At 68.8% G+C, this 13,398-nt stretch carries 11 protein-coding genes and 3 pseudogenes; 7 read left to right on the top strand and 7 right to left on the bottom strand.

Translation table 11 applies throughout. The features are described from left to right. The first annotated feature begins 41 nt into the window (after positions 1-41). The gene (locus tag TFC3_RS28065) at positions 42-893 is read left to right on the top strand and encodes a hypothetical protein (RefSeq protein ID WP_067509751.1); all 852 of its coding nucleotides are present in this window, start codon (positions 42-44) and stop codon (positions 891-893) included. On the opposite strand, the gene TFC3_RS28060 is transcribed toward TFC3_RS28065, so the two are convergent. From TFC3_RS28060 to TFC3_RS28045, 4 genes are read right to left on the bottom strand one after another with little or no spacing between them, the layout of a single operon-like run. Further along, positions 890-1,852 carry an ABC transporter permease gene (locus TFC3_RS28060; protein WP_082772559.1) on the bottom strand — a complete coding sequence of 321 codons (963 nt, stop codon included), beginning with the start codon at positions 1,850-1,852 and terminating at the stop codon, positions 890-892. The two genes, TFC3_RS28065 and TFC3_RS28060, sit on opposite strands and share 4 nt — an antisense overlap. After that, positions 1,842-2,585, bottom strand: a complete 744-nt coding sequence (locus TFC3_RS28055) for an ABC transporter ATP-binding protein (RefSeq protein WP_067508124.1) — start codon at positions 2,583-2,585, stop codon at positions 1,842-1,844. Before TFC3_RS28055 ends, TFC3_RS28060 begins: the two co-directional genes overlap by 11 nt. Positions 2,586-2,603: 18 nt before the next feature. After that, positions 2,604-3,665 carry an ABC transporter substrate-binding protein gene (locus tag TFC3_RS28050; RefSeq protein WP_067508122.1) on the bottom strand — a complete coding sequence of 354 codons (1,062 nt, stop codon included), beginning with the start codon at positions 3,663-3,665 and terminating at the stop codon, positions 2,604-2,606. A gap of 8 nt (positions 3,666-3,673) precedes the next feature. Further along, complete coding sequence (locus tag TFC3_RS28045) at positions 3,674-4,078, bottom strand: Rrf2 family transcriptional regulator (RefSeq protein ID WP_067508120.1); 405 nt, start codon at positions 4,076-4,078, stop codon at positions 3,674-3,676. 190 nt (positions 4,079-4,268) lie between these two features. Between TFC3_RS28045 and TFC3_RS28040 the strand changes: the two genes are divergently transcribed. The 3 genes from TFC3_RS28040 (at position 4,269) to nudC (ending at position 7,892) form a co-directional block, all read left to right on the top strand. Next, positions 4,269-5,576: a pitrilysin family protein gene (locus TFC3_RS28040; RefSeq protein WP_067508118.1), complete on the top strand. Its 1,308-nt coding sequence runs from the start codon at positions 4,269-4,271 to the stop codon at positions 5,574-5,576. A 73-nt stretch (positions 5,577-5,649) separates the two neighbouring features. After that, positions 5,650-6,966: a pitrilysin family protein gene (locus TFC3_RS28035; RefSeq protein WP_067508115.1), complete on the top strand. Its 1,317-nt coding sequence runs from the start codon at positions 5,650-5,652 to the stop codon at positions 6,964-6,966. After that, positions 6,963-7,892, top strand: coding sequence for an NAD(+) diphosphatase (nudC, locus tag TFC3_RS28030; RefSeq protein ID WP_067508114.1), 930 nt, complete (start codon positions 6,963-6,965; stop codon positions 7,890-7,892). The genes TFC3_RS28035 and nudC overlap by 4 nt, the downstream gene beginning before the upstream one ends. 49 nt (positions 7,893-7,941) lie before the next feature. On the opposite strand, the gene TFC3_RS28025 is transcribed toward nudC, so the two are convergent. Further along, positions 7,942-8,184, bottom strand: coding sequence for a mycoredoxin (locus TFC3_RS28025; protein WP_067508112.1), 243 nt, complete (start codon positions 8,182-8,184; stop codon positions 7,942-7,944). A gap of 81 nt (positions 8,185-8,265) precedes the next feature. On the opposite strand from TFC3_RS28025, the pseudogene TFC3_RS28020 reads away from it, so the two are divergent. From TFC3_RS28020 to TFC3_RS28010, 3 genes and pseudogenes are all read left to right on the top strand, one after another. Beyond that, positions 8,266-9,997, top strand: a pseudogene (locus TFC3_RS28020) (ATP-dependent helicase); the annotation flags it as partial. Positions 9,998-10,068: 71 nt separating this feature from the next. Continuing rightward, positions 10,069-10,389 (top strand): annotated as a pseudogene (locus tag TFC3_RS40570) (HRDC domain-containing protein); the annotation flags it as partial. Between the two features lie 580 nt (positions 10,390-10,969). Continuing rightward, positions 10,970-11,332 carry a WhiB family transcriptional regulator gene (locus TFC3_RS28010; protein ID WP_067508106.1) on the top strand — a complete coding sequence of 121 codons (363 nt, stop codon included), beginning with the start codon at positions 10,970-10,972 and terminating at the stop codon, positions 11,330-11,332. Positions 11,333-11,734: 402 nt separating this feature from the next. Here the strand turns inward: TFC3_RS28010 and TFC3_RS36320 are convergent. Continuing rightward, positions 11,735-11,911: pseudogene (locus TFC3_RS36320) on the bottom strand (GNAT family N-acetyltransferase); the annotation flags it as partial. 22 nt (positions 11,912-11,933) lie between these two features. Next, a complete protein-coding gene (locus TFC3_RS28005; RefSeq protein ID WP_067509747.1) occupies positions 11,934-13,280 on the bottom strand; it encodes an AarF/ABC1/UbiB kinase family protein in 1,347 nt (448 codons plus the stop codon). Between the last annotated feature and the right edge of the window lie 118 nt (positions 13,281-13,398).

Raw genomic sequence — 13,398 nt, 5'->3', positions numbered from 1 at the left:
CCGCTAGCCCATCGCGCGCCCCGGTGGTGTTCACTGGGATGATGTCCGAGGGCTCGCCGATCAAGTGGTCGTCCGGCTTGGTGACTGCTGCGGGCGTACCCCCGGCGCCACCGCCACCGCAAGCACCCCCGGAGCCCGAACCGGGCAATCCCCGCCGCCGCCAGATGCTGATCTTCGGCGCGGTGGCCGGCGGCATCCTTGCGATCGGTCTGACGATCATCCTCATCGTGGCGCTGACCTCGGATGGCAACGCGTTCAGCAGCAAGGCCTCGGCGCCCAGCGATGTCCGGCCGCCGCTCGCGCAGATGTGCCCGGCGCCGACCACGATTCCCAGTGAGGGTCCGAGCGCGGCCGTCCCGAGCCTGCCGCCGGACAGCGGGGAACGCACGATCGACCAGGAAGCGGGCATCTCCTACCGCAAGTTCGGTGCGCCCTGGCAGCCGTGGACCACGATCTGGCGGGCCGGGACGCTGGAGGTGCCCTACAAGGTCGGGCAGCATTTCGTCACCGAGGAGTACAGCGCCGGTTCGTACCACGCGTCGATCCTGTCAGCTGCGGTGCCGGCGGCGGACAACGACGCGGTGACGCTCAACCTGGAATGCGTGGGCCGGCAGGTGGCCGCGGACGTGCGGGCCGAGTATTACCCGCAGCCCAACACGATGGACGTGTTGCGCGACGAGATGACCACGCTTGGTGGGCGCCCGGCGTACCTGAACGAGTTCCGGCTGCACTTCGACGCGCCGGGCCTCAGCGCCAAGGACGAGCGGTCCGCGGTCGCCGTCATCGACGTGGGCAAGACGACGGCCGCGGTCCTCTACATCTCGATTCCGGGCACCCACAAGCAGTTCGACTACGTCATCGACCAGACGTTGAAGTCGGTGAGGCCGCTCTAGTTTCCGGTGAGGCCCCAGCGCTTACGGAGCGCGTTGTCGGCGGCGTTGAAGAGCACGTCGATCAGGATGCCGATGACCAGCACCACGATGATGAAGCAGATGACCAGGCTCGACTCGTTGAGGTCACGGGCCTGCTGCATCCGTACGCCGATGCTCAGCGCGCCCGGCACGATCACCAGCAGCTCACCGGCCATCAGCGAGCGCCACGAGAACGCCCAGCCCTGCTTGAGCCCGGAGATGAACGAGGGCAGCGACGCCGGCAGGATCAGGTAGCGGTACTTGGCGAAGCCGGTCATGCCCAGCACCTGACCCACCCGCAGCCAGGTCCGCGGCACATAGTCGATGCCGCTGATCAGGCCGTTGGCCACCGACGGGGCGGCGCCGATGACCACCACGAACAGGATCGCGCTCTCGCTGATCTGGAACAGCAGGATGGCCAGCGGGAACCACATGATCGAGGGCATCGTCTGCAGACCGGTGATCAGCGAGCCGATCGCCGCCCGCAGCGGGGCGAAGCGGGAGACCGCCGCGCCGATGACCGTGCCGATCAGCACCGCCAGCGCGAAGCCGGTGACGGCGCGGACCATGGTCACCCGGACGCCGCCCCAGAAGTCGCCGGTCGTGATCACCGAGCCCAGGTCCTTGAAGACCGTGAGCGGGTCGGGCAGCACGTAGCTGGGCTTCCACTCCGCCCACACCACGGCCTGCCAGGCGATCAGCACGATCGCGACGGCCAGCAGCTTGGGCCAGGCGCTGCGCCAGATGCGCTTGCCGAGCGAGCCCTTGTCGCTGGCGCCCCCGAGTTCGAGCTTGTCCAGGCCGGTGACACGGTCGGCCGCGGCCAGGTCGGCGGCCGGCTGCGCGTTGTCAAGTGCCACCGGGTCCTTTTGGCCGGGCAGCGGGAAATCTCCGGTGAGGCCTTCGAGGCCGGCCCGGGCGGAGGGGAGCTTAGCTGGCATGACGGGCGACCTCCGCGCGGAGCCGATCGGTGATCTCGGCGGCCTGCCCGGCCACCTCGGGGGAGTCGATGCGGCGGGGCCGCTCGTGGGTCACCGCGAAGTCCTCGATGACCCGGCCCGGGCGGCTGCTGAGCAGGATCACCCGGTCGCCGAGGCGCACGGCCTCGCGCACGTTGTGCGTGACGAACAGGACCGTGAGGTTCTGCTCACGCCAGATCCGCTCCAGCTCGTCGTGCAGGATGTCGCGGGTCATCGCGTCGAGCGCGCCGAACGGCTCGTCCATCAGCAGGATGTCGGCGTTCTGGGCCAGCGCGCGGGCCAGGGCGACGCGCTGACGCATGCCGCCGGAGAGTTCGTGCGGACGCTTCGAGCCAAAGCCCTTCAGCCGTACGATCCCAAGCAGCTCCTCCGCGCGTTGCTGACGTTCGGCGCGGGCAACGCCGTTGAGCCGCATCGGCAGCTCGACGTTGCCCGCAACCGACAACCATGGGAAGAGCGCCGCCTCCTGGAACATCAGCGAGACGTGGCGCCCGCCGATGTCGAGGGTGCCGCCGCTGACCTGGTCGAGCCCGGCAACCAGCGAGAGCAGCGTGCTCTTACCGCAGCCGGAGGCGCCCAGCAGGCAGACGAACTCGCCCTTGTCCACGCTCAGGGACACCTTGTCGAGGGCCAGGAGGGCGTTGCCCCCGGCACCGTACTGCTTGGAGACCTGCTCCAGGGTGACGACGCTCATGGTTGGCAGTCCTTGCGATCAGGCGGCGGGGGCGTCGCTGACCTCGGGCTGACCGTCGGCCTTGAGCAGCTCGTTGAGCGGGCCGAGGTCGTAGATGCCCTTGAGGTCAACCGGCTTGAGCAGACCGACATCCTCGGCGTGCTTGGCGCTGGCGTACAGCGACGAGGAGATCGGGTCGTTGGTGAACTCGAGATTCTTGAACGCCGCGGCCAGGACCGGCTCCTTGAGCGGCTTGCCGGACAGCGCGGCGAGCTGCTCGTTGGCGGCCTTCTGCGCGTCGGCGTTGTTGTCCTTGATGTACTTGACCGCCGCGATGTGACCCTGCAGCAGCTTCTTCACCGTCTCCGGGTGCTCCTTGAGGAACTTCTGGGTGACGATCAGGTGGGTGGTCACGAACTGCCCGTTCGGCCACAGGTCCTTCTCGTTGACCAGGATCTTGCCCTTGCTCTCCTGCACCATGCGGCTCAGGTTGGGCTCGGGCACCCAGGCGCCGTCGATCGCGCCCTGGGCGAACGCCTGCAGGGCCGTGGCGTTGTCCTGCGGCAGCACCGAGACGTCGCCGCCGCCCTGCTGGTCGGCGTTGAGGCCGTTCTGCTTGAGCCAGGCGCGCAATGCGACGTCCTGGGTGTTGCCCAGCTGCGGGGTGGCGATCTTCTTGCCCTTGAGGTCGGCGGGGGAGTTGATGCCCTGCTTGACCACCAGGCCGGCGCCGCCCGAGGTGCTCCCCGCGATGATCTTCAGCGCGGTGCCCTTGGAGGTGGCCCAGCCGTTGATCGCCGGGTTCGGGCCGATGTAGGTCGCGTCGATCGCGCCGGAGAACAGCGCCTCGATTGCGGCCGGACCGGCGTTGAACGTCTTGGTCTCCAGCTTGGTGCTGCCCAGGGCCTGCTGGAACAGGCCGTTCTTCACCCCGATCAGCGCGGGCGCGTGGGTGATGTTGGGGAAGTAGCCGAGCCGGATGGCGCTGGCCTCCCCGCCCGCGCCGCCGGAGTCGTCATCGCCACCGCAGGCGGTGAGGACGGTGGCGGAGAGCAGGGCAGTGGCGGCAATGGCTAGCGCACGGAGGGTGCGGGAGCGCATGGGGACTCCTAAGCAGCGGAAGTAGTGAGCTGGGCGAGCGTCCGGTGGTTCACGACGCCCTCAATGGCCTCCTCCACCGCCAGCCAGACGTCCTTGAGGCCGATGGCGACCCCGTGGTACGTCGTCGTGGTGGTGGGCAGACCGCGAACAGTGGTCAGCGCTCCCCCGACAGCCCGGACTATGTCGCCAACGGTGATGTCCTCGGCCGGGCGGGCCAAGGCATATCCGCCGTCCACCCCGCGGTGGCTGTGCAGCAGTCCGGCGCGGCGCAGGTCGAGCAGGATGCCCTGCAGGAAGCTCAGCGGGATGTCCTGGGCTTCGGCCAGCGTTGCCGCCTTGACCAGGTGCGGATGGTCGGCGGCGATGGCCAGCATGGCGCGGACGGCGTAGTCGGTGCGTGCCGAGACGTACACGGGGCATGTCCTCTCGGGCCGGCGGAGCTAAACCCTGGTTTCTCTATCTGATGGATGGGAATAGTGGACGAAATAGGAGGCGTCCGTCAACCCCGAACCGGATCGTGAGAACAGACGTCACTCGCAGTGGTGACACGCGCCGTTCAGCGGCCGCGCGCGCCGGGCGTGGCGGCCGGGATAGATTCGGGGGGTGGCACGCAAAGTGAAGATCCCCGCGACGAAGTACCCGGTCGAACGGTTCACCCTCGACAACGGCCTGCGGGTGGTTCTCACACCCGACCGCAGTGCGCCCGTCGTCGGCGTGGCTGTGGTCTATGACGTCGGCATCCGCTCCGAACCCGAGGGGCGCACCGGCTTCGCCCACCTCTTCGAGCACCTCATGTTCCAGGGCTCGGAAAATCTCGAAAAGCTGGCCCATTTCCGGTACGTCCAAGGCGCCGGCGGCAGCTTCAACGGATCGACCCACCTCGACTACACCGACTACTTCGAAGTCCTCCCCGCCGGAGCGCTGGAGCGGGCGCTGTTCCTGGAAGCCGACCGCATGCGCGGGCCCCGGCTCACCGAGGAGAACTTGCGCAACCAGGTCGACGTGGTGAAGGAGGAGATCCGGGTCAACGTGCTGAACCGGCCGTACGGCGGGTTTCCATGGTTGAAGCTGCCTCCGGTGATGTTCGAGACGTTCCCCAACGCCCACGACGGCTACGGCTCGTTCACCGATCTGGAGAGCGCCACCGTCGACGACGCGGCCGAGTTCTTCCGTAAGTACTACGCCTCGGGCAACGCCACGCTGGCGGTCGCCGGTGACTTCGACGTGACCGTGGCGACCCAGCTGATCGAGCGGCACTTCGGTGACGTGCCGGCGCGACCCAAGCCGGAGCTGCCCGGCTTTGACGAGCCCGGCCTGAGCGCCGAACGCCGGGAGAGCTACGTCGACAAGCTCGCCCCGCTGCCCGCAATCGCGGCCGGCTGGCGGGTGCCCGACCCGATCGCCGACTTCGCCGGCTACCTGCCGTACGTGGTGCTGGCCGAGGTGCTGACCGACGGCGACGCGTCCCGGCTGGTCGAGCGGCTGGTGCAGCGCGATCGCATCGTCACCAGCGTCGGCGGCTACATCGGCTTCATGGGCGACGAATACCAGGTCCGCAACCCCACCGCGCTGCTGCTGCAGGCGCACATGCCGCCCGGCGGCGACGCCGGCAAAGTACTGCGGGTGGTCGACGAGGAACTCGACCGCCTGGCCACCGGCGGCCTGACGCCCGGCGAGCTCACCCGCACCCAGGCCCGGATGGCCACCCACCTGCTGCGCGACACCGACGCGGTGCTCGGGCGGGCGCTTCCGATGGCGGTGCTCGAACTGCAACGCGGACGCCCCGAACTGCTCAACGAACTGCCCCGGCTGGTCGGCGAGGTCACCGAGGCCCAGATCGTGGCGGCCGCCGCCGCCCTGCGGCCCGAAAACCGCGCCACCGTCGAGGTCGTCCCGGGAGCCAACCAGTGAGTGAGCGCAGCGAACGAACCATCAAATTCAGTGCTTCCGGTCATGGCCGGTCGGAGCGAAGCGGAGACCGTCCATGACGCACACCCTGCCGGACCTCGTTCCGGATTCGAAGATCAAGCTGCCGAAGCAGGCCGAGCGGACGCTGAGCAACGGGCTGACCGTGATCGCGGTGCGTCGTCCGGCCGTACCCCTGATTGAGTTGCGTCTTCAGGTGCCTTTCGGTCGTGCGCCGCTGGCTCGGGCGACCCTGCTCTCGCAGGCGTTGTTCACCGGCACCTCGACCATGTCGAGCATCGACATCGCCGCGCAGCTGCAGACCGTTGGCGGCGGGCTGTCCGCCGGGCTTGACCCGGACCGGCTGCTGATCAGCGGCAACGCGCTGGCCTCGGGGCTGGAACGCACCCTGGAGATTCTCGCCGGGATCCTCACCGACCCCACCTACCCGGCCGAGGAGGTGGGCATCGAGCGCGACCGGCTCGTCGACCACATCCAGGTGGCGCTGAGCCAGCCCTCGCACCTGGCCCGCGAAGCCCTGCTCAAGCGGATGTACGGCCGTCACCCCTACGCGTTGCAGACCCCCGAGGCCGAGCAGGTCAAGGGCGTGCGCCCGGGACAGCTGCGGGCCATGCACGCCGACCGGGTCCACCCCGGCGGTGCGGTGCTGGTGCTGGTCGGCGACCTCAACCCGGACAAGGCCATCGACGCGGCGGAGAAAGCCCTCAGCGACTGGACCGGAGCCGGCCGCGACGCCTCAGTCCCGGCCACCCCGGCGCTGGAGCCCGGCCCGCTGGTGCTGGTGGACCGGCCCGGCTCGGTGCAGTCGTCGCTGCGCATGGCCCTGCCCGCGGTGCCGCGCACCCACCCCGACCACGCCGCGTTGCAGCTGGCCAACCTCGTGTTCGGCGGCTACTTCTCCTCGCGCTGGGTGGAAAACATCCGCGAGGACAAGGGCTACACGTACGGGCCGCACACCGCGATCGAGCACCTGGTCGGGGGTTCGGCGCTGGTCGTGGCGGCGGAGGTGGCCACCGAGGTGACCGGCCCGGCGCTGCTGGAGACCCTGTACGAGCTGGGCAAGATCGCCAGCCTGCCGCCCGGTGAGGACGAGCTGGAACAGGCCCGCCGCTACGCGCTGGGCACCCTGCGGCTGAGCATGTCGACCCAGGCCGGGCTGGCCGGGCTGGCCAGCATCTACGCCAGCTTCGGGCTGCGCCTGGACTACCTGACCGAGTACTCGGCGGCGCTGTCCGCGGCGACTCGTGAGCAGGTGGCCGAGGCGGCCGCCAAGTACCTCGCCCCGGCCAAGGCGGTGTCGGTGGTCCTCGGCGACGCGGAGAAGATCGAGCCCCAGTTGACCGCGCTGACCAGCGTGGAGCGCGAGGATTCATGACCGACTTCGCCGGGCCGCCGCTGGCTCGTACGACGCTGGACCGGGCCGCGCACCACCGCACCGACCAGGCCTGGCTCGACCAGGCCTGGAAGAGCGGGCTGATCCTGATCATCGACATCGCCGGGGGCGGCAAGGCGCTGATCGAGGGGCTCGACACCTCCGCCCCCAGCCTGGTGCTGGTGGGAGCGGACGCGGCGCCGGCGGGGGAGCGGCTGTTCCTGGGCCTCGACGCAGGCGGCGTGCCGATCTTTGCCGTGGACGCGCCGTTGCCGGTCGGGGCCGTGGCTGGGGCGGGCACGGCCCGGGAGTTCGGGGACCGGCTCGACGCGCGCGACGCCGGGATCCTCATGACTGCCACGGCGCTGGGCAACTGGCACGCATCGCACCAGTTCTCCGCGCGTACCGGCCAGCCCACCACGGTGATCGAGGGCGGCTGGTCGCGGGTCGATGCCACCGGGCGCCAGATGTGGCCGCGCACCGACCCGGCGATGATCGTGCTGGTGCACGACGGGGTGGCCGGTCGGCAGGGACGCTGCCTGCTCGGCCACAACGCCACGTGGCCGGTGGTCAACGCGGTGAAGCGGTTCTCCTGCCTGGCCGGCTTCGTGGAGCCCGGCGAGTCGGTTGAGGCGGCTGTGACACGCGAGGTTCGTGAAGAGGTCGGAATCGGACTGGGCAGCATCTCGTACGAGGCCAGCCAGTCCTGGCCCTTCCCCGGATCGCTGATGCTCGGCTACACCGCCGAGGCCGACCCGCAGCAGCCGATGACCCTGGACCCGGCGGAAATCGCCGACGCCCGGTGGTTCACCCGCGACGACGTGGCGCTGATGATGCGCGAGGAACTGGTGGACGACGGCGTACGGCTGACGCTGCCCATGGCCTCGTCGATCGCGCGCTACCTGATCGAGAAGTGGCTGGTCATGTGAAAGAGCCGCCCCCAGTGTTGTCCTGAGGGCGGCTTCTCCTACCGTTCTGTCACGCGGAGAGCGCGGCCAGATGCTCCTTGACCTGCACGATCGAGGGGTTGGTCATCGCCGTGCCGTCGTCAAACTTCATCGTGGGAACCGTCTGGTTGCCGCCGTTGACGCTCATCACGAAGTCGGCGGCGGCCGGGTCCTGCTCGATGTCGATGACTTCGTACGCGATGCCTTCCCGGTCCAGCTGCGACTTGAGCCGGTGGCAGTAACCGCACCAGGGCGTCGAGTACATGGTCAGCATCGGTCTTTTCCTCTCGGAGAAAGTCACATGGCACTGTGCCGTCCGTTGAAACGTCGGACCCGGGTGCCATGATTCCCGGTTGTGACTGCGGAACGGGTTCTTGCCGGGCTCGACCCCGACCAGCGTAAAGCGGTAACCGCCCCCGCGGGGCCGGTCTGCATCCTCGCCGGTGCGGGGACGGGTAAGACTCGGGCAATTACCCACCGCATCGCGTACCGAACACTGTCGGGTGAAATCAACGCCCGCCATGTACTGGCGGTGACGTTCACCGCGCGGGCCGCCGCCGAGATGCGCGCTCGCCTGACCGAGCTGGGCGCTGGGCGGGTGCAGGCCCGCACGTTCCACGCGGCCGCGCTGCGCCAGGTGCGCTACTTCGCGCCGCGGCTGCTCGAAGGCCGGGGCATGCCCGAGCTGGTCGAGAGCAAGGCCCGGCTCGTCACCCAGGCCGCCGGGCATGCCGGGGTTCGCGCCGACCGCAACGCCGCTCGCGACCTGGCCAGCGAAATCGAGTGGGCAAAATCGTCGCTGGTCGAGCCGGGTGAATACGTCGTTGCCGCTACCAAGGCGCTGCGCGAGCCGCCGTACGAGGTGAGCATGGTCGCCGACGTGTTCGCGGCGTACGAGTCGCTCAAACGCCGTCAGGGCGTCATTGACTTCGAAGACATGTTGCGCGCCGCCGTGTGGGGCATCGAGGAGCACGCCGATGTCGGGGAGCAGGTGCGCTCGCAGTACCGGCACTTCGTGGTCGACGAGTACCAGGACGTCAACCCGCTGCAGCAGCGCCTGCTCGACGCGTGGCTGGGCGGGCGCGACGACATCACCGTGGTGGGCGACGCCAGCCAGACGATCTACTCGTTCACCGGGGCCACGTCGTCGTACCTGGTCGACTTCCCCCGCCAGCGCCGCGAAGCAGTGGTCATCCGCCTGGTGCGCGATTACCGCTCCACGCCGCAGGTTGTCGGGCTGGCCAACGCGGTCATCAAGCAGGCCCGCGGCACCGAGGCCAAGCTGCGCCTCGAACTCGTCGGCCAGCGCCCGCCCGGCCCCCAGCCCGACCTGAAGATCTTCCCCGACGAGCCCGGTGAGGCCACGGCGGTCGCCAAGCGCTGCCGGGAACTGCTGGCCGCCGGCACCCCGGCCAGCGAGATCGCCGTGCTGTTCCGCACCAACGCGCAATCCGAGGCGTACGAGGAGGCGCTGGCCGAGGCGCAGGTGCCGTATGTGGTGCGCGGCGCGGAACGCTTCTTCGAGCGCACCGAGATCCGGCAGGCGATGGTGGCCCTGCGTGCCGCGGTGCGCTCGACGCCGGGGGAGACCCCCCTGGTCCAGGCGGTTGTGGACGGGCTCTCGGCCACCGGCTGGTCCCGCGACCAACCGCCACCCGGCGGAGCCCAGCGCGAACAGTGGGAGGCGCTGGCCGCCCTGGTCGCGTTGGCCGAGGGATACGCGCGCAGCCCGGTCATCGACCCGATCGGGCAGGCCGGGGCGGTGCAGCGCGACGTTTCGCTGTCGGCGTTCAACGACGAGCTGGCCCGCCGGGCCGAGCAGCAGCACGCCCCCACGGTCGAGGGCGTCACGCTGGCGTCGCTGCATTCGGCCAAGGGGCTGGAATGGGACGCGGTGTTTCTGGTCGGGCTGGCTGACGGGACACTGCCGACGACGTACGCGAAAACGACTGAACATCTCGAAGAGGAACGCCGGCTGCTCTATGTGGGCGTGACCCGCGCCCGGCAATGGCTGTGGCTTTCCTACGGCCAGACGCGTGCTTCCGGCGGCCGGCCGCGACGCCCGTGCCGATTCCTGCCGCAGTTGACGGAGACCCGGCACCGCACGTTCGACAAATCAACAACACCCTCTTCTGCGGGATTACGCAAAACTCAGCAGCGCACTGTCATCGTGTCCTGCCGCATCTGCGGGGCCACTTTGCTGGCCGGCGCGGACCGCAAACTGGGCCGCTGCGCCACCTGTCCGTCCGACCTCGACGAGGCCCTGTACGAGCGGCTCCTGCAGTGGCGCGCGACAACTGCTGCAGAGCAGAAAGTGCCTGCGTATGTGGTGTTCACCGACGCCACGATCGTGGCCATCGCCGAACGCCGCCCGAGCACCCCGCCGGAGCTGCTGGCGATCGCGGGAATCGGACCCCGCAAGCTCGGGCAGTACGGCGAGGCGGTGTTCGCTCTGGTGACCTCTTCCGAGGCCCCCTGAAAAACTTTGGAAGTTAGTCCGTTAATTCGTTTGCTCTCGCTTCACATGAGCGAATAGCCTCAGGTCACACCTCAGCGAGCGACCTGCTCGCGCGAGGTTTCGGGAACGAGTGCAAGGCGATGGAGGTGGCCACTGTGAAGCTCAACTACACGATCGAGCGTCCGACGACGCTGCCTGCTGGCGCTTGCGCTCCGACCGTCTCCGTGTCCGCCTTCTTGGCGGCTCTGCCGACTTCCGCCCCTGTGGCGGTTCTGGCAGCGGAACGGGCCCCGGCTTCGCGGGCGCACCAGGTCCAAATCCAGGCCGAGCTGGTCAGGACCCTGGTCGGCGGAAGCTACAGCACCACTGGGTTCACGGGCGGCAATGGCACCGATCCCTCGATGAAGCGTCGGGTGGATGGTGGCAGCGGTGTCCCGCCTCGAGGAAGGCCGGTCTGATCACCAGACCTCCGGCTCACCTCGAGGCCGCGGAACCCGTAACCGGGATCCGCGGCCTTAATTTTTTCCCCGGCGCACCTGCCGGTACGCACGAAGCAACGCGATCAACCAAGATCGAGAAAAGAGAGAGGTGACCGGGCTTTATGAGTCTGGCGCTGGCCCCGCTCGACGTGAGCGTCGAGATCGAGGCGAACCTGCCCTGTCGGAAGTTTGACCCGGACCTGTGGTTCTCCGACGCCCCGGCCCAGCTGGAACTGGCCAAGTCGCTCTGCGGGGACTGCCCGCTGCGCGTCGAGTGCCTGGCCGGCGCGGTCGAGCGAAACGAGCCCTGGGGTGTCTGGGGTGGCGAAATCTTCGAGCGCGGTGCCGTGGTTCCGCGCAAGCGGCCGCGTGGCCGTCCCCGCAAGGTCGACGTCGCCCGCGACGCCGAGCTGGCGGTCGAGGTTGAGGAGCGGCTCGAGGCTGTCGGTCTCGAAGGTCGCAACTCGGTCCGGCTGGCGGCCTGACATGACCACCCTCACCCCTTATCGGAAGACGGAAAACGTAGCGATGACCCCGAACGGAGCACCCAAGGTGAGACTCATCCAAGAAGCGCTGTCACGAGCACGAATGCGTCGGCCTCAGGTCCACCACAACCCTGAGGCTCACCGCACCGCCCGCCAGATCGCCATGGCAGCACGGCACCGTACTGCCAACGAACTGGGTGGACGCCTCTGACCGCGTCCTGCTGATAACGCCCCGCCTGCACACTTCGCAGGCGGGGCGTTCGTCTTTGGTGACGGTGAATGGCCGGGGGCGTACCTATCGGGGTCTTGAGTGCCTCGCTACGACGTCTCGTTGAGGACCTGGAACATGTGGTCCCGCCATTGCCCCGCGATGTGCAGGAACCGTGGGGCCACTCCGATTCGCTACTTGGCGAGTACCCGCCGCGAGGCCAGGTTGTCCAGCAACGTGAATGCCTGAACGCGGTGCAGCCCCGGGCCGGCGAACGCTATGCGGATGATTTCCCGGGCGGACGCGGTGGCCAGCCCTTGCCCGTTGACCGCGGGGCTCACCCAGTAACCGAGGTCGCCGGATTGCAGCGGGCCGCGACGGCGTCGTCGGGTGTCATGAGACCGGCGCGAACCCGGGGAGCCATTTTTCGAGGATGCCCCGGTATTGCGCCTTGGCCTCCAGCTGGCACAGCACCCCGATGGAACCGAGCGTCACCCGGTGGATGAGCAGGTATGACGGGGGCAGGTTGAGTTTGCGGCTCAGTTGGAAGGCCGGGGATTTGGGGCTGGACAACCGGGCGGCTTCCGAGCGGATCCAACTGCGCGTGAACCGGAATTCGTCCACTGCCACCGGCTCAATCATCGGGCGCAGGAACGCCAGCACCGCCTCGGCGTCGAGGTCGTCGTCGGGCTTGATGAAGCCTTCCTCGCGCAGCCCGTCGGCGACCGCGGCGGCGTCACCGGCCAGCGCCAAGCGAACCAGCCGGCCGATGGGCTCGGGGTGGCCGTCAGGAAGCCGCGCCACCGCGCCGAAGTCGATGACCCCGAGGCGCCCGTCGGGCAGGATCCGGAAGTTGCCCGGGTGCGGGTCGGCGTGCAGCAGTCCAGCCCGGGCCGGCGCCGAGAAATGCAGCGTCGCCATGAGCCGGCCGGCCTCGTCGCGCTCTTCGACCGTACCGTCGCTGATGATTTTGGCCAAAGGGGTGCCATCAACCCATTCGGTCACCAGCACGCGCGGCGCCGACGCCACGACCCGCGGCACAAAGATCTCCGGGTCACCCGCGAAGGCAGAGGCGAACGCGGTCTGCGTCTCAGCCTCCATCGCGTAGTCAAGCTCTTCGGTGATCCGCTCGCGCAGCTCGGTGAGCAGTGGCTTCATGTCCATGCCGGGCTGGATGACCTTGAACATCCCCGCCAGCCGCCCCAACTGCTTGAGGTCGGCCAGCAAAGCCTCCCCAGCGCCGGGATACTGCACCTTGACCGCGACGGCCAGCGTCTTGGGTTTCGCCCCCTTGCGCGACGGCGGCAACTTCCACACCGCCCGGTGCACCTGCCCGATGCTCGCAGCAGCGGCCGGATTGTCGTCGAACTCGGCGAACTTGTCGCGCCAGTCCTCGCCCAACTGCTCGGCCAGGGCCTTGTGCACGCTCGCCACCGGCATGGGCGGAGCGGCCTCCTGAAGCTTGGTGAGCGCCTGCCGGTAAGGCCCAGCCATCTCCTCGGGCATGGCCGCCTCGAACACCGACAGCGCCTGGCCGAACTTCATGGCCCCGCCCTTGAGCTGGCCCAGCACGCTGAAAAGCTGCTCGGCCGTTCGCTGCTGAATGTCCGCGGAGATGACGTCGGTCGCAATCCCGGTAACCCGCTTGCCCAGCCCCAGCACGGTCCGCCCGGCAAAGCCGAGAGGCAGGGCGGCAAGCTTCGCGGTCCGGGACGCCGCACGACGCGGGATGTCGGTCACCAGATCATTGTGACCGACATTGCGGCGATCGACCGCCTTGCTGATAAGGAGCTTGTGCCATTCGCCCCTCAAACACCATCAATAAGGCATTCGCACGTACGATCACAGCCCCCGTTCC

The organism is Actinoplanes sp. TFC3, assembly GCF_001553785.1.
Lineage (GTDB): Bacteria > Actinomycetota > Actinomycetes > Mycobacteriales > Micromonosporaceae > Actinoplanes.
This window is presented reverse-complemented; position numbering and strand designations above follow the sequence as displayed.